General features: G+C 62.8%; 21 protein-coding genes and 1 tRNA gene. 12 read left to right on the top strand and 10 right to left on the bottom strand.

All coding sequences use genetic code 11. From position 1 onward, the window contains the following. Positions 1-144 precede the first annotated feature (144 nt). A complete protein-coding gene (locus EN749_RS10255) occupies positions 145-1,203 on the bottom strand; it encodes a D-TA family PLP-dependent enzyme (RefSeq protein WP_189367449.1) in 1,059 nt (352 codons plus the stop codon). Between the two features lie 190 nt (positions 1,204-1,393). Between EN749_RS10255 and EN749_RS10250 the strand changes: the two genes are divergently transcribed. Further along, positions 1,394-2,080, top strand: a complete 687-nt coding sequence (locus tag EN749_RS10250; protein WP_128363058.1) for a D-lyxose/D-mannose family sugar isomerase — start codon at positions 1,394-1,396, stop codon at positions 2,078-2,080. Between the two features lie 64 nt (positions 2,081-2,144). On the opposite strand, the gene EN749_RS10245 is transcribed toward EN749_RS10250, so the two are convergent. Beyond that, entirely contained in the window at positions 2,145-3,149 is a 1,005-nt protein-coding gene (locus EN749_RS10245) for a L,D-transpeptidase (RefSeq protein ID WP_128363057.1), read from the bottom strand. A 247-nt stretch (positions 3,150-3,396) separates the two neighbouring features. On the opposite strand from EN749_RS10245, the gene EN749_RS10240 reads away from it, so the two are divergent. After that, complete coding sequence (locus EN749_RS10240; RefSeq protein ID WP_164873861.1) at positions 3,397-3,603, top strand: hypothetical protein; 207 nt, start codon at positions 3,397-3,399, stop codon at positions 3,601-3,603. Between the two features lie 110 nt (positions 3,604-3,713). On the opposite strand, the gene EN749_RS10235 is transcribed toward EN749_RS10240, so the two are convergent. Together EN749_RS10235 and EN749_RS10230 are read right to left on the bottom strand one after the other, a co-directional pair. Next, positions 3,714-5,393, bottom strand: coding sequence for a hypothetical protein (locus EN749_RS10235; protein WP_127395490.1), 1,680 nt, complete (start codon positions 5,391-5,393; stop codon positions 3,714-3,716). Between the two features lie 110 nt (positions 5,394-5,503). Continuing rightward, on the bottom strand, positions 5,504-6,136 hold the full coding sequence (locus EN749_RS10230) for a hypothetical protein (RefSeq protein WP_127395489.1): 633 nt from the start codon (positions 6,134-6,136) through the stop codon (positions 5,504-5,506). Between the two features lie 734 nt (positions 6,137-6,870). Between EN749_RS10230 and EN749_RS38730 the strand changes: the two genes are divergently transcribed. Then, on the top strand, positions 6,871-7,113 hold the full coding sequence (locus EN749_RS38730; protein WP_127810728.1) for a hypothetical protein: 243 nt from the start codon (positions 6,871-6,873) through the stop codon (positions 7,111-7,113). Positions 7,114-7,339: 226 nt separating this feature from the next. Here EN749_RS38730 and EN749_RS10215 read toward each other — a convergent pair. Both EN749_RS10215 and EN749_RS10210 read right to left on the bottom strand, forming a co-directional pair. After that, a tRNA-Gln gene (locus tag EN749_RS10215) sits at positions 7,340-7,413 on the bottom strand. Between the two features lie 175 nt (positions 7,414-7,588). Next, the gene (locus tag EN749_RS10210) at positions 7,589-8,521 is read right to left on the bottom strand and encodes a lysylphosphatidylglycerol synthase domain-containing protein (protein ID WP_127395486.1); all 933 of its coding nucleotides are present in this window, start codon (positions 8,519-8,521) and stop codon (positions 7,589-7,591) included. Positions 8,522-8,897: 376 nt separating this feature from the next. Between EN749_RS10210 and EN749_RS10205 the strand changes: the two genes are divergently transcribed. Both EN749_RS10205 and EN749_RS10200 read left to right on the top strand, forming a co-directional pair. Beyond that, entirely contained in the window at positions 8,898-10,253 is a 1,356-nt protein-coding gene (locus EN749_RS10205; RefSeq protein ID WP_128363056.1) for a Ppx/GppA phosphatase family protein, read from the top strand. A gap of 22 nt (positions 10,254-10,275) precedes the next feature. Next, complete coding sequence (locus EN749_RS10200) at positions 10,276-11,073, top strand: RlmE family RNA methyltransferase (RefSeq protein ID WP_127272688.1); 798 nt, start codon at positions 10,276-10,278, stop codon at positions 11,071-11,073. Positions 11,074-11,142: 69 nt separating this feature from the next. Here EN749_RS10200 and EN749_RS10195 read toward each other — a convergent pair whose 3' ends face one another. Then, complete coding sequence (locus tag EN749_RS10195; RefSeq protein ID WP_128363055.1) at positions 11,143-12,564, bottom strand: MFS transporter; 1,422 nt, start codon at positions 12,562-12,564, stop codon at positions 11,143-11,145. 287 nt (positions 12,565-12,851) lie between these two features. On the opposite strand from EN749_RS10195, the gene EN749_RS10190 reads away from it, so the two are divergent. The 5 genes from EN749_RS10190 to EN749_RS10170 all read left to right on the top strand — a co-directional run bounded on the left by EN749_RS10190 (position 12,852) and on the right by EN749_RS10170 (position 16,239). After that, positions 12,852-13,097 (top strand): type II toxin-antitoxin system prevent-host-death family antitoxin, encoded by a 246-nt coding sequence (locus EN749_RS10190; RefSeq protein WP_128363054.1) that lies wholly within the window; start codon positions 12,852-12,854, stop codon positions 13,095-13,097. Continuing rightward, the gene (locus EN749_RS10185; RefSeq protein ID WP_128363053.1) at positions 13,094-13,549 is read left to right on the top strand and encodes a PIN domain-containing protein; all 456 of its coding nucleotides are present in this window, start codon (positions 13,094-13,096) and stop codon (positions 13,547-13,549) included. Before EN749_RS10190 ends, EN749_RS10185 begins: the two co-directional genes overlap by 4 nt. Positions 13,550-13,705: 156 nt before the next feature. Next, positions 13,706-15,208 (top strand): IMP dehydrogenase, encoded by a 1,503-nt coding sequence (gene guaB / locus EN749_RS10180; RefSeq protein WP_127269487.1) that lies wholly within the window; start codon positions 13,706-13,708, stop codon positions 15,206-15,208. Continuing rightward, positions 15,159-15,782 (top strand): hypothetical protein, encoded by a 624-nt coding sequence (locus EN749_RS10175; RefSeq protein WP_127269488.1) that lies wholly within the window; start codon positions 15,159-15,161, stop codon positions 15,780-15,782. The genes guaB and EN749_RS10175 overlap by 50 nt, the downstream gene beginning before the upstream one ends. A gap of 37 nt (positions 15,783-15,819) precedes the next feature. Next, complete coding sequence (locus EN749_RS10170; RefSeq protein WP_127321444.1) at positions 15,820-16,239, top strand: MAPEG family protein; 420 nt, start codon at positions 15,820-15,822, stop codon at positions 16,237-16,239. Positions 16,240-16,288: 49 nt separating this feature from the next. On the opposite strand, the gene rnd is transcribed toward EN749_RS10170, so the two are convergent. The 3 genes from rnd to EN749_RS10155 all read right to left on the bottom strand — a co-directional run bounded on the left by rnd (position 16,289) and on the right by EN749_RS10155 (position 19,812). Further along, entirely contained in the window at positions 16,289-17,440 is a 1,152-nt protein-coding gene (gene rnd, locus EN749_RS10165; RefSeq protein WP_127810722.1) for a ribonuclease D, read from the bottom strand. A gap of 78 nt (positions 17,441-17,518) precedes the next feature. Continuing rightward, complete coding sequence (locus tag EN749_RS10160) at positions 17,519-18,760, bottom strand: MFS transporter (protein WP_127273376.1); 1,242 nt, start codon at positions 18,758-18,760, stop codon at positions 17,519-17,521. 134 nt (positions 18,761-18,894) lie between these two features. Further along, a complete protein-coding gene (locus EN749_RS10155) occupies positions 18,895-19,812 on the bottom strand; it encodes a DMT family transporter (RefSeq protein ID WP_128309485.1) in 918 nt (305 codons plus the stop codon). A 92-nt stretch (positions 19,813-19,904) separates the two neighbouring features. Between EN749_RS10155 and EN749_RS10150 the strand changes: the two genes are divergently transcribed. Together EN749_RS10150 and EN749_RS10145 are read left to right on the top strand one after the other, a co-directional pair. Then, complete coding sequence (locus EN749_RS10150; RefSeq protein WP_128363052.1) at positions 19,905-20,771, top strand: LysR substrate-binding domain-containing protein; 867 nt, start codon at positions 19,905-19,907, stop codon at positions 20,769-20,771. Positions 20,772-20,903: 132 nt separating this feature from the next. Beyond that, positions 20,904-21,420: OB-fold nucleic acid binding domain-containing protein (locus EN749_RS10145; RefSeq protein WP_245491331.1), on the top strand; the 517-nt coding region annotated here is incomplete at its 3' end.

The following is a 21,420-nucleotide window of genomic DNA, read 5'->3' as shown; positions in this document are numbered from 1 at the left end:
GAGAAGGTGTCGCCGAAGGCGACGGATGAGGGGTGTTCCAGGGAACGCCAACGTCTCATTCCGCTGGAACACCCCTCATCCGTCTCGGCGCTGCGCGCCGATTCACCTTCTCCCACAGGGGAAGAAGGCAAGACGCTTCTTAGTTCACCCCATCCTTCCCCGCGCGGCCACCGGCAGCGTTTCCAGCACCTTGTCGCCGTCGACCAGATTGACCTCGTTGAACAAATTGGTGACGACGCAGCAATGGTCGGGCACGACACGCACGCGCTCGCCAATGCGCAGCTTGCCTTCGCCCGAAAGCGTGACGGTGCCGTGCTCCTCGCTCAGGCCCGTCACCCGCGCTCCCGACACGCCGAGCAACTCGCCGAAATCGGCGAGACCCAGCGTGTCGCTGGACAGCGCCTTGCTCCCGGCATCGAGGATAGCGCGCGTCGCTGTGGGATGGCTGACCACCGTCGACAGCACCGTCAGCGCACAGTCGTCGAGGCCGCCGACGCCTTTGGCGACTTGATAGCGGTCGAGATAGATGTAGGTGCCTGGACGATACTCGGTGACAACGGATGTATCGCTGGAGCGCCACATATCCGGCGTGCCGCCGCTGGAGATGCGGTCGCAGGCGAGGCCCGACGCGGCCAGCGCCTGCTTGGCCCCGGCGAGCCAGGCTTCGGCCTCCGCCGCCCGCCCGGCGGCCGGGTAGGTCATCAGTCCTCCGAAGGTGAGGCCACCGGCTCTGTCGATCTGCCTTGCCAGCGCAACTGCTTCATCAGCCGACTGCACGCCGCAGCGGCCCATGCCGGTGTCGCATTCGACCAGCACCTGCAAACGATGGCCGGCATCGCTGAAGGTGGTTGCGAGCCCTTCGAGCGTCTCCATGCTGTCCGCTGTCACCGACAGGGTGACGCGCCCGTGCAGCGCCAGAAGCCGCTCCAGCTTGGCGCGCCCAAGGATGTTGTAGGGAAGAAAAATATCGGTCAGCCCGGCATCGGCCATCACCTCGGCCTCGCCGATCTTCTGGCAGGTGATGCCGACGGCGCCGGCCGCTATCTGCTTCTTCGCCCAGTAGGGCAATTTGTGCGTCTTGATATGCGGCCGGAGCTTCAGCCCGTTCTTGTCGGCATGCGCCTGGGCGCGGGCAATGTTGGCTTCCGCGCGCGCGGCGTCGATCAGGATGGATGGCGTATCGAGATCGTGAACGGTCGGCATCATCTTTCACCCCATGAGGAATCCGCAGGTTTTATGGCCCTGAAAATCCGTGATGTCACGCGGCCAGGCAAGCGGATCTGTGGTCCATACGCCCTGCGCAACGCCGGACAGGATGGCGAGATGGATCGACACCGCATCGGCGTTCGGCTATGCGATTTGCCAGACAAATCGATACGAAGGGATCATGATCATGAAGCGCTCCGCCATCAACGACATCATCCGCGAAGCCGACGCTTTCATCCGCTCGTTCGGCTACATCATGCCGCCCTTCGCCTACTGGTCGCCGCAGGAGGCGAAGGCGCGTCAGGTCGACTCGTCGGCCGTATTCACCTCGCGGCTCGGCTGGGACATCACCGATTACGGGCAAGAGAAATTCAGGGAACTCGGCCTGTTCCTGTTCACCGTTCGCAACGGCCGCTACGAGGACATGAAGAAGGGCATGGGCATGCTCTATGCCGAGAAGATCATGATCTCGCGCAAGGACCAGCTGTCGCCGATGCACCGCCACAACATCAAGGCCGAGGATATCATCAACCGTGGCGGCGGCAAGCTGGTGCTGGAACTGTTCATGCATGACCGCGACGGCGGCATCGATCCCAAGGCGGAGGTTTCTGTGCCTGTCGACGGAACCATCCACAGACTGCCTGCGGGCGGGCTCCTGAAGCTCGACCCGGGCCAGAGCGTCACGCTGCTTCCCGGCGTCTGGCATGCCTTCTGGGCCGAGGGCAAGGACGTGCTGATCGGCGAGGTCTCGACCGTCAATGACGATCTCGCCGACAATGTGTTTCGCGAACCGATCGGCCGTTTTTCCAACATCGACGAAGACGTTGCCCCGGTCCATCTGCTGGTGTCCGACTACGAGAAGTGGCTGGGGTAGGGGCGCCGCCCTACGCCTTCGGTGACGCCAGTCACACGGTCGAAAGTTAGCCCGTGGCGCCTGCCTACTGCGATCCTTGTTCGGCCGATCCTGCCGCTTCCTCCCTGAAGACGACCTTCGTGCCTTTTTGCACTTCGGAGGCGAGGTCTTCGGCATCCCAGTTGGTCAGCCTGATGCAACCATGCGAGAAGGTCTTTCCGATCTTGCCTGGGTCCGGAGTCCCGTGAATGCCATAACTATCGATGGACAAATCGATCCAGACCGATCCCACCGGATTGTTCGGCCCGGCAGCGATCGTGAAGGGGCGCTTCGTCTTCACCCCCTTGAAGGCAAACTCGGGATCGTAGTGATAGGTTGGGTGGCGCACCACGCGTTTGACCTCTGCCTCGCCACTCGGCGCGGGCTTCTCCTGGCTCCCGATCGAGGCGGGGTACGTCGCAAGCACTTTGCCGGAAGGGTCGAGCACGCGAACCTGGCGAGCGCTCTTGTCGACCTCGACGTTCCCAATGTCTTGCGGCGGATCACCTCGGGCGACAGCTGGCACCAGCAGCTTTTGCCCCGCTCTCCTGAAGCCGATGCCGGGATTGAGGCGTTCAAGCAGTTCCTCGCTGCTGTGGAAGCGCTCCGCCATCTTTTCCAGGGCATTGTGGTAGGCCAGCCTGGGCAGGCGGGCCATCCTCTCCATGCGCGTCGGAATTCGCCTGGTGAACGGTCCCTGCACATCCTTGCGCGTCAACTCGTAGGTCTCAAGCGCGGGGCGCGAGGAGCTCGCGACCAGCTTGTCCCATGTCTCGCGGGTAAGCTTGCCGTCGGCAGGCAATCCGTTGGCCGCTTGAAACGCACTGACTGCCCGGCTGAAGTTCTCCGCTTGGCGGCCATCGATCAGGCCTGGCGAGAAGCGTGCCCGATCCAGGAGGATTTGCGCCTTCAGCACGGTCGCACTGACGCCTTTCGCTTCGCTGCCGTCAAATTGGGCGTTGTTGACAGTGGCCGCGTCCAGTTTTGCCGCCGCCGTTGCATCCCATGCCATGACGAGCATGGCGGCAGCGGCAAGAACGAGCCTGATCATGGAGGTCACACTCCTGTATGAGCACCTGCTTCTATGACGTCGCACGGCCGATCTGGTTCCATTCCCCTGGCTGCGTCCGACTGCCGAGTGCCGATGCGCCGCAGCGAACCCGGACCAGGGAGCACCCGGCGGTGGCGCGGGTGCATTGTTGATAAGGGTCCGCCATCATCCAGATGGATGGCGACTCTCGCCAGCGCATGTGTTGGCTTCAAGTCGAAGCGCAGCTCGGTGACCGAGGAGAGCCAGCATGCAATTTCCTGCCCAGAAGGACAGAAGACCGGCAGCCGAGGATGAGCGCCAGGCCCGGCTTGAGAAAACAGCCAGGCTCAAGCAGCTTCGGTCCTATGCTTCCTGGCTTTTGTCCGACCCAAACGCCCAACTTCACGATGAGATAGACTGCTCGGTGCTGATCGAGGAAGGCGTGATACGAGACAAAGCGTGGAGCCTGGGCTGATCGGCAGGTGACACGACCGGGCGGCGAGGGTTCCACCGCCAACGATGATCGGTCGACAATTTGTTTGGCGAGCCGATCGGCCGCAACAGTGGCGGTAGGCTGACTTCGCGTCAGTGACAGCAGCCTTGCTGCGCGCTCGTCCTGCACAGGCAGGACGAGGTGATCGGCACGTCCGCCTTGGCCAGCGCCGCGGCAAGGCTTGTCTGCAATATCGGCAATTCATCAGTCTCGCCGCGCCGATTCATGCATTCCACCAGCCCGTGCAGTGCCCAGACATTGTTCGGATGCTGGGCGCAGCGCTGCACCTTGCCGCTCAGGCCGAGATCGTCGCGATAGACCTGTTCAGCTTCTGCAGAGTGGCCCTGGTCGAGAAGCAGTGCTGCCAGCGCATGGCGCGGCGGATGCATCCACGCCCACGGCTCGGTGTAGGACAGATTGTCGTCAAGCTCGACCGCTTGCCGCAGATGGCCGTAGGCCTCGTCATGCCGGCCCTGGTGATAGGCAAGCTCGCCGTCGAGCAGGGCAGCCCCGACAGCCAGCGAAGCCCGCGTCGGGTTGCTGAGGAAGCGCCGCTCGGCCGGAATGCCTTCCAGATGCCGGTGGAATTTTTCGCGCTCGCGCTCGGCCTCGGTGAAATGCCCGAGCGTCGCATGCGCGACACCCTTGGCGTAGTGCTGCATGGCCGCTGTCAGCACATAAAGGCCCGGCTCCGCGGTGACCGGTTCGTCGACGATCTCCTGCCAGCGGCCGAAGCGCACCAGCACATGCGATTTCATCGCATGGTAGCCTTCCACTGTCTGGGTGAGTTTTGGCCGGTCCTGGATGGCGACCACCTCGCGCGCGACCAGGCTGCGCACCTTGTCGGCGGCCCACAGTGCCGGCCGGTACTGGCCTGACAACATGCAGGTGAATATCATCAGATGCAGATCGTGGCAGCAGCCGAGCAGATAGTAGGTCGGCTCGTCGGCATAGGCCAGATAGAGGTCGTTGGCGCGCACCGCCTTCTCGCTGGCAAGCCTGGCCTTCTCGTACTCGCCGCACAGCACATAGATATGCCCCGGCATGTGGTTCATGTGCCCGGCATCGGGGCACATTTCGCCCAGCAGATCCGCCGAGCGCATGCCGCGCTCCGGCATGGTGGACATTTCCAGGAGATGGATGTGCAGGTGGACGATCGCCGGATGTTGTGCTGCGCCGGTCTCGTCGGCAAACCGGATTGACCGCTCGCAAACGTCGAGCGCCTCGACGACATCGGAATTCGGCGCCGGCGCGCCGGTCTTGAGATTCCACAGCCGCCGCACCGTGCGCATCATCAGCGCCTCAACGAAAAGCGCCATCACATCGTCGTCGTCGGGAAAGTCCTGATACACAAGCCGCATAGCGGCGGCATAGGCATCGTCCCATTGTTCGAATTCCTCGGGGCCCACCCGGTGCGGCTTCTGGAAGCGGCACGCCAGCGCTTCGATCAGGCGCCTTTCGACATCGCTGGCGGCAGCCGCATTGGCGCGCGCTAGCTGGACATGCTCGAAGCAGCGTCTGGTTGCGCTGTTGGCCTCGGCCTCGCCATGCTCTTTCCAGGTCAGATTGTAAAAGGGCCCGGCGGCATAGGCGATGCCCCAATGCACAAAAGCGCAATCAGGATCCGTCTCCAGCGCCTTCTCAAAACACTTGATGCCCTCCTCATGGTTGAAGCCGTAGCACCACTTCAGTCCTATATCGAACCAGCGCTGGGTTTCCGCCGAGCGCGTGGAGATGGGGCGGCGATAAGTGCCGAGGTTGAAGCGGTCCATGGGTGCTCATTTCAATTCCGATTGCCAGCGAGCCAGGCTCTGGTCAGATTCCCTCGTCATCAGTGTGTGACGAAATCTCCAGGCATGGCAAACGCAACGCGTGCCGCCCCCTAGCTGGCCCCTTCGGGCGGTGCTTCATTCTGCCAGCCGGCCAGCTCTGGCAGGTCGTCCAGCCAACTTTTTTCTGTCATCGAGGCATCGCCGGCCTGCGGGGCGGCTTCGGTGGCGTTTTGAATGAGCCAGTCCATCCACTTCCGGTAGGCAACCGGGTCCAACTGGGGCGGCAGCACCTTGGCCTTGGCCAGCATGCGTTTGCGGAAACTAACCTGCCTGCGGAGTTTGGTCGTCGTGAATTTGATTGCCTTGCCCTGGTATTCGACCGTCCAGCGCCCGTCCCCATGGCTGGTGAGCCTGTCGATGGCGAAACCGGCATCGACCGGCCTATCCCGCCAAGGAAGCTCGATGGCATTCTTCCTCAGATCGAGTGCCCATCGCCTGTAGTCGGTCCCGGCACGCTGGGGCGGCAGCACGCCAGCCTGTTCGAGTATCTTCCTGCGGAAGGTCGGCTGCTTCTTGAGCTGGCCTGTCGTCAGCTCGATGCGATGCCCACGGAATTCGACATGCCAGCGGATCTTCCCATTGCCGAAATACTTGACCAGCCTGTCGATGACGAACGCGTCGTCGGAGAGCGTCACGCAGCCTTGGCTCATGCGTTCGAGAATGTACTGGCTATCAGTGAGCATGACGCGGCCTTGTGGAGGAGCCTTCATGAAGCTTCACTAAGGCGGACGCAACGACCAGGCAATCTCGCCTTCCATGATTCCGTCGCATAGACACCGATGACGCGCCGTATCGCTAGCGCGCTTATCCTGACCAGCGGCTAGGAGCAGCGGCCCGGCGTCGGGGGGTATCGAGGGGGACTGGCGCCGAGCCTGACCGGCTTGGAGGGGGCAGTGCCGGCTGTCCGAATTATAAGCCTTTTTATGCGTCTACGCTAATTTAATTAAAGGACCATATTCCGCTGGGGCCAAGTTTACGGTCATTTTGCCGCCCGTCCCATTTCAGCACAGGGTTGCTGGCATTGCTCTTGCACCGGACCTGTTACTGGGTGAACCCCGGTCCTGATCGCGTACCCGATTAGGTAGTAGGCTCGCCGGGCTCCGAGGGCGTTGGGGTCTTCGCCCGGCGAGTTTGCCAACTTCCTATCCTTTTGGCGGCTTTTTAGCATCAGCTTGACAACTTGATCGCTCCAAAGCACCTTCGGCGAGTGGAAAATGCGAGGAGCATTTATGAAAAAGAACTATGAAAAGCCTGTCCTGGCGAAGCGAGGAATCCTTTCCTCAGTCACGGCGCAAGTCGTCGAGTCGGGTCCTGTTACGTCGGACTGAGCCGATCTCGACATGACGGGAAGCTCGCCGGCCCGGTTCGGTGTGCTGTAGGAATTGTCCTCGGGTGGCGACTCTCAAAAGGTGTCGCAATGACTAGGTCAAAACCCTCAAAGCAATTATCACAAGCTGAAATTGATCGCTTTCTAATGGCAGCGGAAGCGCTGCACCTAAGCATCATTAAGCCATTCATATCGCCGTATTACGACCACTACAGGCAGACCGGTGTCCCGCATGAGGTGTTGTTGAAGACCTTGCGGCACGTCACCCGTAAGAAAGCCGAGTTCATCCGGTGGAACACTGCTGGGCCGGTTAGGCCGCAGACGGCGGGATAACGCGTTCAGCCATCGTTGCGCTTCAAAACGAAGACCTAAAGCCTCGGCGCAGTCGGTGATATATCCGATGATACATAGGTGAGCTTTGAAGATCACGGGCTGCGTGGGTGAACAGCAGCACGATAAACAGAACGACCACTGCAGATGAAAACCCGGTCAAGAAAGCCATGCAGCCGAACGTGGCCGGCGTCGGGAAGTTCCGCACTGGTAGATACTTGAGAATGTCTGGCTGGGGAACCTGGATTCGAACCAGGACTAACGGAGTCAGAGTCCGTGGGTCTACCGTTAACCTATTCCCCAGCAGGCGTGGTCATGAACCGCGCGGCCGAGCAGCTGAGCCGCTTGAGCGCTGCCTTGTAGCCGCCAGCGGAAAATAGTCAAGCCTGCTCTGTGCTTCAATGGCACGTTTCGTCAGGTGATTTCAGACGCCGCACTTCAGATGCCGGCGCGCGGCCTCCAGATCCAATCCCGCTCCTCAAGGCTCCGTCCGGCTGAACTGCGAGCGTTCGAAGAACAGCACGACGCCCAGGCCCAGAATCAACGGGATGATCAGGTAGAACAGCCGGAACACCAGCAGCGCCGCCAGCACGCCGACCGGATCCATGTCCGACAGGCCGGCGAGAAACACCACCTCGAACACGCCGAGCCCGCCCGGCGCATGCGAGATCTGCGCGATCGAGAAGGAGACGAGGAAGACGCCCAGTATGACGAAGTAGCCGGGATTGTGGGCTGCGGGCAGGGCAAAGAAGATGATCGCGGCGGCGGCCAGCAGTTCGATCGGGCCGATCAGCAACTGCCGCGCGACGATCGGCAGCGCCGGATAGTGGAGCTGAAAACTGGCGATCTTCAGCGGGCGCAGATGCAGCCAGCTGCCGAAGACATAGGCGGCGACGAGCAGCAGCATCGCGATGCCGGCCGCTTCCGACAGGCCATGATGGGCGATGCCGGAAAACCGGTCGAGTATCTCAGGCTCGAACACCAGAACCAGGCCCGAGGCCAAAATCGTCGACAGCACGAAGGTGATCCAGCAGACCGCCACCAGCACGCCGACATCCTGTCCGGTCAGGCCCCTGGTACCATAGGCGCGATAGCGGATGACGGCGCCCGAAAACACCGAACCGCCAATGTTGTGCGACAGCGCATAGGTGGTGAAGGAGCACAGCGTGACGAACAGCCACGACACGCGCTTGCCGATATGCAGGAGCGCGATGTGGTCGTAGCCGGCAAGCGAGGCATAGGCGATGATCGAACTCAGCGCGGCAAGGACCCAGCCGCGGGTCGAAATGGCCGTGATACCGTCCCAGACGTCGTCGAGCGAAACGCCGCGCAATTCGTGCCAGAGCAGCAGCAGCGAGAAGATCACGGCGGCGATGCCCACAACCGGCCAGAAATAGCGTCTCCAGTTCATTGCCTGACTGCCATGCGTTGCGGGTCCGCTTCCTTTTCGTGGCTGGTGAGAGGCCGGCCTTGCCGGATTCTTCCGCTCATTTCAGAAATGCCTCATCGAAGCCGGCTATTCAACCGCGAACCCTTGTCGCAGCGTCGGCCGGCTAGATTTGCCGCAGTGAGCGGCCGAAAGAGATGCCGGCAGGCGTAGCGCCGGCAACTGCGGCGTGCGGGTTCATTACGCGGCCGCCCCGGAACGGCGGTTTGCGGCCTGCCGGCAAAATTCGGCACGCGGCTCTTGGTGATCGGGCGCGGCGCTGTTAGTCTGGCGGCAACTTAAAACACTGAAGCGCCTGCTGCGTCCATCATAGGTTCGCGCGGCGCCGGAAGGAACGACAGTGGAAGACCACGACACCGGCGCCGGCGCGCCGGAGGTGGGCGTGTCCAGCGCTTCCCAGCGGTCGGCTGGCCCGGGGAACGCAAGCTGGCAGCAACGCCGCCCGACGGAGCTCCGCTCCGCAGACGGGCAGGCGGGCGACGCACCCCACAAAGGCAAGCCCAAGAAGCGGCGCAAGCGAAGGCGCGGGCGCAAGGTTTTTGCGCGCGACGAAGTGCGTCCCGCGGAGAATCGATCGCCGGCGCCGGGCAAGACCGGTGCCCCGGCGGAGGCCCACAGACCGTCGGAGTCGGTGGCCTCGCCCGTCGCTGTGGTGCCACGGCCGGAACAGAGCGCCCGTCGGCCGCCGGTCCAGGAGCTTCCGGTGTTTGCGGCGCTAGACCTTGGCACCAACAATTGCCGGCTGCTGGTGGCCGTGCCGACGCGGCATGGCCAGTTCCGCGTCATCGACGCTTTTTCGCGCATCGTCCGGCTGGGCGAGGGGCTCACCGCCAATGGCCGGCTCGGCCAGCCGGCGATGGACCGCGCGGTCGAGGCGCTGAAAATCTGCGGCGACAAATTGCGCAACCGCAAGATCAGAAAAGCCCGGCTGATCGCCACCGAGGCCTGCCGCACGGCCGAAAACGGCGTCGAGTTCATCGACCGCGTGGAACGCGAGGCCGGCCTGAAGCTTGAGATCATCGACCGCCAGACCGAAGCGCGGCTGGCGGTGTCCGGCTGCGGCTCGCTGGTCGAGCGCGACACCCAAGGCGTCGTCCTGTTCGATATCGGCGGCGGCTCGTCCGAAATCGCGCTCATCGATCTCGCCGGCCGCCGTTCGCCGAGGCTGGCCAATCATATCGTGTCGTGGACGTCGCTGCCGGTCGGCGTCGTCTCGCTGGCCGAGCGCTTTGGCGGCCGCACGGTGACGCGCGAGATCTTCGCCGCCATGGTCGACGACGTTGCCGGCCGGCTGGCCAGCTTCGACGGTCGCGATCGGCTGAGCCATCTCAAGGCCAGTCCGAATTTCCATCTGCTGGGCACGTCCGGAACCGTGACGACGCTGGCCGGCGTTCACCTTGAGCTCGAACGCTACGATCGCCGCCGTGTCGACGGGCTGTGGATGGACCGCGACAGCGTCGATCGCATGGTCGAAAGACTGGTTGGCTGGGATTTCCAGCAGCGCTGCGCCAACCCTTGCATCGGTGCCGATCGCGCCGATCTGGTGCTGGCCGGCTGTGCTATCCTCGAGGCGATCCGCGCCGTGTGGCCGTCCGAGCGGCTGCGAGTCGCCGATCGTGGCCTGCGCGAAGGTATTTTGAGCGAACTGATGGCCGATGATGGCGTCTGGCGCAACGATGGGCGTGGCAGAGCGTGAGCCCGAACCGAAGAAATAAGCAATGACCAAGAAACCGGAAAAACCAGGATCAGCCAGCATTCGTGTGCTGAAGACGCGGATCAAGAAGAAGAGCGGGCTGAAGGAATCGTCGCGCCGCTGGCTGCAGCGCCACATCAACGATCCCTATGTCCAGCGCTCCAAGGCTGACGGCTATCGCTCACGCGCGGCCTACAAGCTGATCGAGATCGACGACAAGCACCATCTGCTGAAACCCGGCATGAAGGTGATCGATCTCGGCGCCGCCCCCGGCGGCTGGTGCCAGGTCGCCGCCGCGCGGACGAAATCGACGGCCGACAAGCCGCATGTCATCGGCATCGATTATCTGGAAATGGACGCCGTGCCCGGCGCTCCGGTGCTGCTGATGGATTTCCTCGATCCGCTGGCGCCGCAGAAGCTGGCCGAGGCGCTGGGTGGGGATCCGGACATCGTGTTGTCCGACATGGCGGCACCGACCACCGGCCACAAGCGGACCGACCATATCCGCACCATGCATCTGTGCGAGGTGGCGGCCGATTTTGCGCTGTCGGTGCTGAAGCCGGGTGGGCATTTCCTCGCCAAGACCTTCCAGGGCGGCGCCGAAAACGAGCTGCTCTCGATGCTCAAGAAGAACTTCCGCTCCGTCCATCACGTCAAGCCGCCGGCGTCGCGGGATGAATCGGTCGAGCTCTATTTGCTGGCCAAGGACTTCAAGGGGCGAGAGGCCGGTCCGCCGTCAGGCGGATCGGAACGTCCAGTGGACGTTCCGAAGGCCTCGAGCGCCCGGAGCCATAGCGAAGGGCCGGGGGACGCCGACGACTGACAGGGCACCGTCGGTCCGCCGTCGGGCGAATCGGGCCGTCCAGAAGGCGAGGCCGAAGCGTAGCTGCCATCAGTTGCCGGGTGGGCTCACCGTTTCCAGCGTCTTGGGTGTTGTCAGCCGGCCGTGACCGGAGATGGCGTTGCCGGCGTCGGGTGCCAGCCGGACGAAGGATAGCGATGCCGCCGCCGAGACCGCTGCAACGATGAAGAAGGCAATGTGGAAGTCGTCCAGCGACAGCGGGCCGCCATGGATTGACGTCGATACTTCCAGGATTCCGCCGGCCAGCGCCACGCCGAGCGCGACCGACAACTGCTGGAACACCGCTGTAATCGGCGTCGCCTTGCTGGTGTCTTCAGCCGAAACCTCGGCATAGGCGAGCGCATTGACGCCAGTGAAGAACATCGATCGGATGAAGCCGCCGACGAGCAGCATGGCCAGCATCAAGAGATAAGGTGTGTCGGGTGTGAACAGCCCGTTGATGGCGATCGATGCGGCGGCGACCAGCGAACCGATAACCAGAACGCGGCGGAAGCCGGCGACGCGGAAGATCAGCGCGGTGACGAATTTCATGCCGATGGCGCCGATTGCAGAGACGAAGGTGATCATGCCGGACTGGAATGGCGTCAGCCCAAAGCCGATCTGGAACATCAGCGGCAACAGGAACGGCACAGCCCCAATGCCGATGCGGAACAGTCCGCCGCCAAGCACCGAGGAGCGGAACACCTGGTTGCGGAACAGTTCGAGCGCCAGCAGCGGGTTTTTGGCGTGGCGCGCATGCAGCAGATAGAGCGCGCCCGACAGTAGGCCGACCGCTACGGTGGTGACACCGACGATTGGCGGCAGATATGGCAAGCTGACCACCGACAGGCCGAACACCACGCCGGATGCCGCCAGCCCGCTCAGCACGAAGCCGATGAAATCAAGTGGCGGGGTCTGCGCGGGTTCGGTCTCCGGCAGGAAACGTGTTGCCAGCCAGATGCCGACCACGCCGATCGGCACATTGATCAGGAAAATCCAATGCCAGGTGAAATAGGTGGTGATGAAGCCACCGACCGGCGGTCCGACCAGCGGCCCGACCAGCGCCGGAACGGTCAGCCAGGACATCGCCGCGACGAGTTCGCTTTTCGGTGTCGCGCGCACCAGCACCAGACGCCCAACCGGCGTCATCATGGCGCCCCCAATGCCTTGCAGAAAGCGGGAGACCACAAAAGCCGGCAGCGAACCGGAGAGCGCACAGGCTATCGACCCGACGATGAAGACCGCGATCGCGGCGCGAAAGATATTCTTGGCGCCGAAACGGTCTGCCATCCAGCCGCTGATCGGAATGAAGATCGCCAGCGACACGAGATAGGCGGTCAACGCCAGCTTGAGCGCGATCGGACTGGTGTGGATGTCGACGGCGATCGCCGGCAGCGATGTCGCAATGACGGTCGAATCCATGTTTTCCATGAAAAGGGCGACCGCCAGGATGAGCGGGATGGTGCGGTTCACAAAACGCGTCCGACTTGATTGTTTTACGGTTGACCGGGAGGCAAGCCAACATGCAGGGCGGTTATCATGGGCTGGCTCTCATGTCGTGTTAATTTGCTGTCACTTTTGTGCGACCGCTGGGGGACTGGCAGTTCGCTTGGCCTGCCGCCGTGCCTAAATCAGAACTGCCGGGACGGCCAAGGTCTTCTCGTTCCGTCTCCAGGCGCTGGCCAAGCAGCAAAGAATAGCTTGCGAATGGCGATGTGTCACATTATTGTAGTGTATATAACTACTATATGGACTTTGTCATGGAAGAAGCCGTTTCGGCAGCCGATGCCAACCGCAAGTTCTCTCTCATCCTGCGCGGTGTTCGCGAAGGACAGAGCTACGTCGTGACCAGTCACGGACGCCCGGTCGCGCGAATAGTGCCCGCCGATCGACAGCAGGGTGTGGCTTCCCGCTCGCGCGTAGCGTTGTTGTCGCGCCTCGAGCTCCAGCCTGTTTTGGATGTCGGGCGCTGGACCCGTGGCGAGCTCTACGAGGACGAGCGATGAAGGTTGCGCTCGACACCAATGTCCTTGCCTGCGCGGAAGGGGTCAACGGTGCCGAGAAGCGCGATATTGTTCTTGAACTGCTGCGCAACCTACCGCAAGAGGCTGCTGTTATTCCTGTTCAGGTCCTTGGTGAGCTGTACAACGTTCTCGTCCGCAAGGCCGGAAGACCGCCTGTAGAAGCCCGGGATGCCCTTCTGGGCTGGCGCGACGCGTTTCCAGTTGCCGCGACAGTGCAAGACGTAATGATGATGGCGGCTGATCTGGCTACGGACCACCACTTCAGCATTTGGGACGCGGTCATTCTGTCCACCGCTTCCCAAACCGGTTGTCGGATGCTCCTTTCGGAAGACCTGCAAGATGGCTTCACATGGGGTGGGGTAACTGTCGTCAGCCCTTTCGCATCGCCGCGTCACGCACTGCTCAATGCTCTCTTGGGGGAGTCTTCTGGATAGAACGCGAAACACCGAGACGATCGGCTTTTCATTGGCGCTTGGACGTGGTACCAGCCAGCGCCAATCCTGAAAGGGAAGAAACGAGTCGGCGCTGTCCATTCCGGTCCAGCGCTTTTTTGTATTCCCCCACCGCGTTTTATATTCAAGGGACTGGCCATGGCAAAAATCATCGAAACGTCCACTGGCGCATTGGCGCTGACCTTTGACGACGTGCTGCTGCAGCCCGGCCATTCCGAGGTCATGCCCGGCGAGACCGATGTCCGCACCCGCATCGCCGGCGACATCGACCTCAACGTGCCGATCCTCTCGGCGGCGATGGACACCGTCACCGAGGCCAGGCTCGCCATCGCCATGGCCCAAGCCGGCGGCATTGGCGTCATCCACCGCAATTTCTCGCCGGCCGAACAGGCCGAGCAGGTGCGGCAGGTCAAGAAATTCGAATCCGGCATGGTGGTCAATCCTGTCACCATCGGCCCCGACGCGACGCTCGCCGACGCGCTGGGCCTGATGCGCAGCTATTCGATCTCGGGCATTCCGGTGGTCGAGAATGGTGGCACTGGCGGCCACAAAGTCGGGCGGCTGATCGGCATCCTGACCAATCGCGACGTGCGCTTTGCCTCCGATCCAGCGCAGAAGGTCCATGAGCTGATGACCCGTGACAACCTGATCACGGTCAAGGAGAACGTCGACCAGGACGAGGCCAAGCGGCTTCTGCATCAGCACCGCATCGAAAAGCTGGTTGTCGTCGACAGGCAGGGCAACTGCGTCGGATTGATCACCGTCAAGGACATCGAGAAGTCGCAGCTCAACCCGCACGCCAGCAAGGACGCACAGGGCCGCTTGCGCGCCGCCGCGGCCACCAGCGTCGGCGATGACGGCTATGAACGCGCCGAACGTCTCATCGATGCCGGCGTCGACCTTCTGGTGATCGACACCGCGCATGGCCACTCGCAACGCGTGCTCGACGCGGTGACGCGCGCCAAGAAACTCTCCAACTCAGTTCGCATCCTGGCCGGCAACGTCGCCACCGCCGCGGGCACGCAGGCGCTGATCGACGCCGGTGCCGACGCCGTCAAGGTCGGCATCGGTCCGGGCTCCATCTGCACCACCCGCATCGTCGCCGGCGTCGGCGTGCCGCAGCTCTCGGCGATCATGTCGGCGGTCGAGACGGCGCACAAATCCGGCGTCTCGGTTATCGCCGATGGCGGCATCAAATATTCCGGCGATCTCGCCAAGGCGCTCGCCGCCGGCGCAAGTGCCGCCATGATCGGCTCGCTGCTGGCTGGGACCGACGAAAGCCCCGGCGAGGTCTATCTGCACCAGGGCCGCTCCTTCAAGGCGTATCGCGGCATGGGCTCGGTCGGCGCGATGGCCCGCGGCTCCGCCGATCGCTACTTCCAGGCCGAGGTGCGCGACACGCTGAAACTGGTTCCGGAAGGCATCGAAGGGCAGGTTCCCTACAAGGGGCCTGTGTCTGGCGTGCTGCACCAGCTTGCGGGCGGCTTGAAAGCCGCTATGGGTTATGTTGGTGGCCGCGACCTTGCCGATTTCCGCGAGCGCGCCACTTTTGTGCGCATATCCAATGCCGGACTTCGTGAAAGCCACGCCCATGACGTCACGATTACCCGCGAAAGCCCGAACTATCCCGGTGGAGCCTGACCAGTACGGGCTCGGGCGGAACCTGACGGCAACGATCCTGCGGCTGTCTCGCCACGCAGGCGCGCTCTGTTTCCTGTCGGCGGTGGTTTTCATCGCCATGACGGCTCTGGAATTCTTCTATTTCCGCCAGTTGAGCGGCGGCTTGCCGTCGCTCGACATGCGCATTTTAGGGTTTACGCCGGACGAAGGCATGGCCTGGCTGACGGCGCTCGGCCGGCGCGGCGGCGAGATCATTCTCGTCTGGCACTATCTGACCTTCGATCTGTTGTTCCCGGCGCTGCTGTCGGTCACGCTGGTCAGCCTCATCCTGGCCACCGGCCGGCGATTGAAGGCTTTCCGCGTGCTGCCAGCGCAGCTGCAGTCGATTTTCGCGTTGGTCCTGGTGCTTCCCTACACGCTTGCACATTACGTTCAGAACTTTGCGGTGGCGCGGCTTCTGTCCGATTTCCTGTCGGCCAACCCGGACTCGCTGTCTTTCGCCTCGGCGCTCACCGTCACCAAATTCGCGCTTTTCGCCATACCGGTGATCGTCATCGCGGCCTTCTGGCTGGCGGGCCAGAAACGCCAGGCCTGATGCCGCACGCGAAGCCCAACCGGGCAGGGGGCACTTGATGAACCAGACCACGATCTTCTGGCCCGTTCTCGCGCATGTGCTGCTGATCTACATCGTCTACTGCGTCCTGGGTCGTCGCAGATACGGCGCAATAAGGTCAGGCGAGGCGAAGGCCGGTCAGTTCAAGGTGCGTTCGGCCGAACCGGCCTCCAGCGTCACCGTTGCCGCCAATCTCACCAACCAGTTCGAACTGCCGGTGCTGTTTTACGTGCTGTGCCTGACGCTGCACCTGACCAACGGCGTCAACTATCTGACCTTGTCGCTGATGTGGGTTTTCGTCGCGTCCCGCTATTTCCATGCCTGGATTCACCTGACCAGCAACAATCTGCTGCTGCGCAGCCGGTCATTCTTCGTCAGTGCGGTGATTCTCCTGCTGGGATGGATCTGGTTCGCGCTGCACCTGCTCGGCGCGGTCTGAGCAGAGCGCTTCTGCCTTCTCCCACAGGGGAGAAGGGAAGTCCGTTCGCCTAAAGGTCGAACACCGCGATCTTGCGCTTGTCGAACTTGATGCCGATCTCGCCGCGTACCAGCTTGAGCGCGGCCTCGCCGAACACCGCGCGCCGCCAGCCTTGCAGCGCCGGTACGTCGGCTTCCTCGCCCTCGGCGGCGATACGGTCGATGTCGTCGCTGGAGGCCAGCACCTTGGAAGCGACGCCCTCCTTTTCGGCAACGATCCGCAGCAGCACCTTCAACAGTTCCGCCGCGGCGCTCGAGCCCTCGGGCGGCTGGAAACTCTTTGGCAGTTTCGGCATCTCTTCCTTGGGCAAGGCAAGCGCGGTGTTGACCGCGCCAAGCAGCGCCGTTGCCGTCGAGGAGCGCTCCCAGCCCTTCGGCGTCGTGCGCAGCTTGCCGAGGGCTGCCGCGTCGCGCGGCGCCTGCTGCGCCACCTCGTAGATCGCGTCGTCTTTCAGAACGCGGCCGCGCGGCACGTCGCGTTCGCGCGCCTCGCGCTCGCGCCACGCCGCAACGCCTTGCACGATCGCCAGTTCCTGCGGTTTCCGCAACCGCATCTTCAGCCGCTTCCAAGCGTCCTCGGGATGAGGATCATAGGTCTCGCGGGAGGTCAGGACCTCCATCTCCTCGTTGAGCCAATGGGCGCGGTTTTCTCGCTCCAATTCGGCGCTGAGGTGCTGATAGACCTCGATGAGATGCGTAACGTCGGCCAGCGCGTAGTCGAGCTGCTTGTCGGAAAGCGGCCGGTGGCGCCAGTCGGTGAAGCGCGATGACTTGTCGAGCCGTGCGCCGGTGATGCGCTGCACGAGCTGATCGTAGGAAACACTGTCGCCGAAGCCGCAGACCATCGCCGCCACTTGCGTGTCGAACACCGGATGCGGAACCAGATCGCCGAGGTGGACGATGATTTCGATGTCCTGCCGCGCGGCGTGGAAGACTTTGACCACCGCCTCGTTGGCCATCAGCCTGAAGAACGGCTTCAGGTTGATATCGGGAGCCAGCGGATCGATCAACGCCGTCACGCCGGGTGCGGCCATCTGTATGAGGCACAGGATCGGCCAAAACGTCGTTTCTCGTATGAATTCGGTGTCGACGGTGACGAAATCCGACTTTTCGAAAGCGGCGAGAACGGTCTCGAGTTCTTTCTGGGTGGTGATGACGTGCATCAAATCGCTTTTGACAGGAGTAAGGTCTTCCTAGATTTCAGCCGCCGGGGCTTTCGTCAAGCTTTGGCACCGCCATCATCAGGTTCCCGGACCATCGGAATCGTCGTTTCTCCTGGCCAGCCGCGCGAAAACCGTCGAAGTGCGCAGAAGCGCGGTGAAGCGGCCGCGCCTGCCTGCCGGCACACCGGACCGGGCCTGCATGCGGTAAAGGATGACGGCGATGAAGATCGCATAGACCACCGCGCTGAATACAAACAGGGCGCCCGGTCCGAAATATTGCATCGCCGTCGAGGCGGCGAACGGGCCGCCAATGGCGCCGAAGGAATAGAACAGCATCAGCGCCGCATTGATCAGCACGAACTCGCCCGTGTCGGCGCGATCGTTCGAATGCGCCGCCGACAGCGAATAGAGCGGCATGGCGAAACAGCCGAAGATGAAGATGAGGATGAAGTTGAGCGCCGGATTGCTGCCGGCGATGAACACCAGCGCCAGTGCCGAAAGCATCGCGCAGCAGGTCGTGATCAAGAGCACGCGGCGCCGATCCCAGCGGTCGGAGAGGTAGCCAAGCGGATACTGGATGATGGCGCCGCCGAAGATGCCGACGCTGACGAAGGTGACGACATCGGCTACCGACATGCCGATCTGCTCGGCATAGACCGGCGACAAGGTGCGAAAGGCGCTGTTGGTGACGCCGACGGCGATGCAGCCGAAGCAGCCCAGCGGCGAAATCCGCCAGACGCGCGCCAGGTCGAGCTTGACCTCTTCGGGTGGTGCCGGGTTGGAGCGGTCGCCGAGCGACACCGGCACCAGCGACAAGGTGATCATCATCGACATGATGGCGAAGATGGCGAAACCGCCGGCGCCGAAGACCGGGATCAGGAACTGGGCTGATGTCACCGAACCGATGTCGACCATCCGGTAGATCGCCAGCACGCGTGCCCGGTCGTGATTGCCGACGCCGGAATTCAGCCAGCTTTCGACGATGGTGAACAGCCCGGCGAAGCAGAAGCCGCCAGCAAGGCGCACCGCGCACCACATCACCGGATCGATGACCAGCACCAGGAGCAAGGTGCCGACCGAGGCGATTGCCGCCAGCGCCGAAAATGCCCTGATATGGCCGACCGCCTTCATGATGCGGGTGATGGCCAGGCAGCCGAGCAGGAAGCCGGCGAAGTAGAAGGTGCCCATCAGGCCGATGTCGGAAGCCGAAAACCCTTCCTGCGCGCCGCGCAGCGCGATCAGCGTGCTCTGCAGCCCATTGCCGCCGAGCAAGATGCCGGCGGCGAGAAGAAGCGGGATCATCGGGCGGATGGAGGACATGAAGAGGCGATCACGTGTCGGTGATCCCTTCTTGGACCATCGCCCTGGCCAACGCCAGCAGCAATTCCCTGCGCCAACAGGGATGATCGCTGTATTCGCCTGGATTCGTTTCCCCCGTTTTGCTTGGTCAGCGCTCAGGGCTGCCTTCGACGTGACTGCCGATCGTCGGGCCACAGGCCAAGCCGCTCGGCTGCTCCCGTTGCGACGCCTATTCCTGCGAGGACTGCCATCAGCCCGACAATCAGGTTCGCGCTCACTTGTTCGCCCAGGAAGACAACACCGAAGATCGATGCCGTCACCGGATTCACCGCAACGGAGACGGCAACCAGTGTCGGCGGCGCGCGCTCGAGCGCGAATGCCCAAAGGAAGAAAATGAAGGCGCCGCAAATTATGGCCAGATAAGCGCTCGCGATCCACTGAGGTGCGCTGAGAGTGGCAAGTCGCGCGAAGCCTCCGCTCGAAACCACCAGGACCGATAGGCAGACCGCGCCCACGCCCATGCCAAACGCCACGAACGGGATTGGCGCGGTGCGGGATAGAAATGGTCTCGACCAGACGTTGTAGAGCGCCATGCAGAAAGCGGCCGCGACCATGAGAAGATCTCCGCGCCAGGCATCTGGGGGAGCAGTCGTCAGGCTCGTGCCGAGCGCTACGGCCACTCCTGCCATTGCGATCAGGACACCGACGATCTTGCGGATGGTCGGCGGCTCGATCTTCAGAACTGCCGCGGCAAGCATGGTGAGCAGAGGCAGTGTCGAAAGCGCAAGCGCACCTCGCGCGGCCGTCGTGTAGACAAGGGCTCCATTGAAGAGCACCGGAAACAGCCCGAAGAACAGAAGACCCAATGCGCCAGTGCCGAGCCAGTCGCTCTTCGGCGGCCACCTGTCTCGCCGCCAGAGAGCGACGGCGGCCAAAACCAGAAAGCCGCCGCCGAACCGGACGGCACCGATAGCCAGAGGATCGAGCGTGCCCGCGAGATATCGCGTTGCACCAACGGCGGTGCCCCCGAAAGCGCTGGAGAGAATCGCGGCGAGCACTCCTGTGACTTCCATGGTTCCCGACCTTGCTGGCTCGGAACCGGGGATATCGGGAAGGCGGGCCATAAGGAATCGAATAAGCTCAATGAGTTTGATAACATTCCACTATGAGTATCCCGAATCTCGATCCGGACCTTCTGCGGGCCTTTGTCGTCGTTGCCGAGCGACTCTCGTTCACGCGAGCCGCCGAGCAGCTCAATAGAACGCAGGCGGCCGTCAGCTTGCAGGTGAAACGTCTTGAGGAGCGCATCGAGACCATCTTGTTCCGGCGCTCGACAGCCCGCGTTGAACTCACCGCCGCCGGGGAGGGCTTTCTGATCGATGCCCGCCGCATACTTGCTCTCAATGAGCAGGCGATTGCGCGTGTTTCCGGTCAGCAGGTGGCCGGACAGGTTCGCATCGGGGTCATGGAAGATTATGGCACCAAGATCCTGCCGCGCCTCCTTGCCGGCATCGCCGAGCGATTTCCGTTGGTGCAGGTCGAAATGGAGATTGGTCTCACCGCCCGGCTCCTGAAACGGCTTGGGTCCTCGTTCGACGCCGTCATCGCCATGCACCCGGAAGGTACGACCGAGGGAGATTTGATATGCCGCGAAAGGGCGATTTGGGCAGCGGCGGCGACGCGAGCCGTCGAGGAACTCGATCCGCTGCCCGTCGCTCTGTCGAGCCCCGATTGCCTGTTTCGTTCCTGGGCAATTGAGGCGCTCAACAAGGCAGGCCGGCCATGGCGATTGGCCTATGTCAGCCCGAGCCTCTCAGCCACGGAGGCAATTGTCGAACAGGGCCTGGCGGTCACCGTGGTTAAAGGCAGCATGCTTGCGCCAGGCCTGCGAGATGTCCATCCCGGCCGGCATGTACCGCCGCTGCCGGGGGCGGAGATTCGCCTTCATCGTGCCGCAACGTCGTCCGCCAGCGCTGCATTGGTCGTCGATCACCTTGCTCAGCGTCTTCGCCTATCGGCACTGGGCTCATAGGTCGCCTGGGAAAGCGGGGCCGAGATACCAACCCGGGCTGTTGCCTTGACAAATCCGGCCTCCCATGCGCTTTTCGCGCAAATTTTCAGGCCGGATGCTTCGGCCTGCAACCCAGCACCCCGGACCTTACCAATGACAATGCACCGTTACCGCAGCCATACCTGTGCCCAGTTGAGGAAGAGCGACGTCGGCTCGACCGTTCGCCTGTCGGGCTGGGTGCATCGCGTGCGCGATCATGGCGGCCTTCTCTTCATCGACCTGCGCGACAATTATGGCCTGACCCAGATCGTCGCTGATCCGGATTCTCCTGCCTTCAAGGTCGCCGAAACCGTGCGCGGCGAGTGGGTCATTCGGGTCGACGGCGAGGTCAAGGCGCGTTTGCCCGAGACCGCCAACGCCAATTTGCCGACCGGCGAGATCGAGATCTTCGCCCGCGAGATCGAGGTGCTGTCGGCCGCCAAGGAATTGCCGCTGCCGGTGTTCGGCGAGCCTGACTATCCCGAGGATATCAGGCTGAAATACCGCTTCCTCGATCTGCGCCGCGAGACGCTGCACAAGAACATCATTGCGCGTACAAAAATCATCGCGGAAATGCGCAAGCGCATGGGCGAGGTCGGCTTCACCGACTTCTCGACGCCGATCCTCACCG

It is taken from the genome of Mesorhizobium sp. M7A.F.Ca.ET.027.02.1.1, assembly GCF_004022985.1.
Taxonomy (GTDB): domain Bacteria; phylum Pseudomonadota; class Alphaproteobacteria; order Rhizobiales; family Rhizobiaceae; genus Mesorhizobium.
Note: the sequence above shows the minus strand (reverse complement) of the source record. Positions and strands in the feature narration are given on the sequence as shown.

What these genes read in the sequence shown, in the direction of transcription:
- EN749_RS10255 (WP_189367449.1), bottom strand. Translation starts at nt 1,203, where the DNA reads ATGCCGACCGTTCACGATCTCGATACGCCATCCATCCTGATCGACGCC.
- EN749_RS10250 (WP_128363058.1), top strand. Translation starts at nt 1,394, where the DNA reads ATGAAGCGCTCCGCCATCAACGACATCATCCGCGAAGCCGACGCTTTC.
- EN749_RS10245 (WP_128363057.1), bottom strand. Translation starts at nt 3,149, where the DNA reads ATGATCAGGCTCGTTCTTGCCGCTGCCGCCATGCTCGTCATGGCATGG.
- EN749_RS10240 (WP_164873861.1), top strand. Translation starts at nt 3,397, where the DNA reads ATGCAATTTCCTGCCCAGAAGGACAGAAGACCGGCAGCCGAGGATGAG.
- EN749_RS10235 (WP_127395490.1), bottom strand. Translation starts at nt 5,393, where the DNA reads ATGGACCGCTTCAACCTCGGCACTTATCGCCGCCCCATCTCCACGCGC.
- EN749_RS10230 (WP_127395489.1), bottom strand. Translation starts at nt 6,136, where the DNA reads ATGCTCACTGATAGCCAGTACATTCTCGAACGCATGAGCCAAGGCTGC.
- EN749_RS38730 (WP_127810728.1), top strand. Translation starts at nt 6,871, where the DNA reads ATGACTAGGTCAAAACCCTCAAAGCAATTATCACAAGCTGAAATTGAT.
- EN749_RS10210 (WP_127395486.1), bottom strand. Translation starts at nt 8,521, where the DNA reads ATGAACTGGAGACGCTATTTCTGGCCGGTTGTGGGCATCGCCGCCGTG.
- EN749_RS10200 (WP_127272688.1), top strand. Translation starts at nt 10,276, where the DNA reads ATGACCAAGAAACCGGAAAAACCAGGATCAGCCAGCATTCGTGTGCTG.
- EN749_RS10190 (WP_128363054.1), top strand. Translation starts at nt 12,852, where the DNA reads ATGGAAGAAGCCGTTTCGGCAGCCGATGCCAACCGCAAGTTCTCTCTC.
- EN749_RS10185 (WP_128363053.1), top strand. Translation starts at nt 13,094, where the DNA reads ATGAAGGTTGCGCTCGACACCAATGTCCTTGCCTGCGCGGAAGGGGTC.
- guaB (WP_127269487.1), top strand. Translation starts at nt 13,706, where the DNA reads ATGGCAAAAATCATCGAAACGTCCACTGGCGCATTGGCGCTGACCTTT.
- EN749_RS10175 (WP_127269488.1), top strand. Translation starts at nt 15,159, where the DNA reads ATGACGTCACGATTACCCGCGAAAGCCCGAACTATCCCGGTGGAGCCT.
- EN749_RS10170 (WP_127321444.1), top strand. Translation starts at nt 15,820, where the DNA reads ATGAACCAGACCACGATCTTCTGGCCCGTTCTCGCGCATGTGCTGCTG.
- rnd (WP_127810722.1), bottom strand. Translation starts at nt 17,440, where the DNA reads ATGCACGTCATCACCACCCAGAAAGAACTCGAGACCGTTCTCGCCGCT.
- EN749_RS10160 (WP_127273376.1), bottom strand. Translation starts at nt 18,760, where the DNA reads ATGTCCTCCATCCGCCCGATGATCCCGCTTCTTCTCGCCGCCGGCATC.
- EN749_RS10155 (WP_128309485.1), bottom strand. Translation starts at nt 19,812, where the DNA reads ATGGAAGTCACAGGAGTGCTCGCCGCGATTCTCTCCAGCGCTTTCGGG.
- EN749_RS10150 (WP_128363052.1), top strand. Translation starts at nt 19,905, where the DNA reads ATGAGTATCCCGAATCTCGATCCGGACCTTCTGCGGGCCTTTGTCGTC.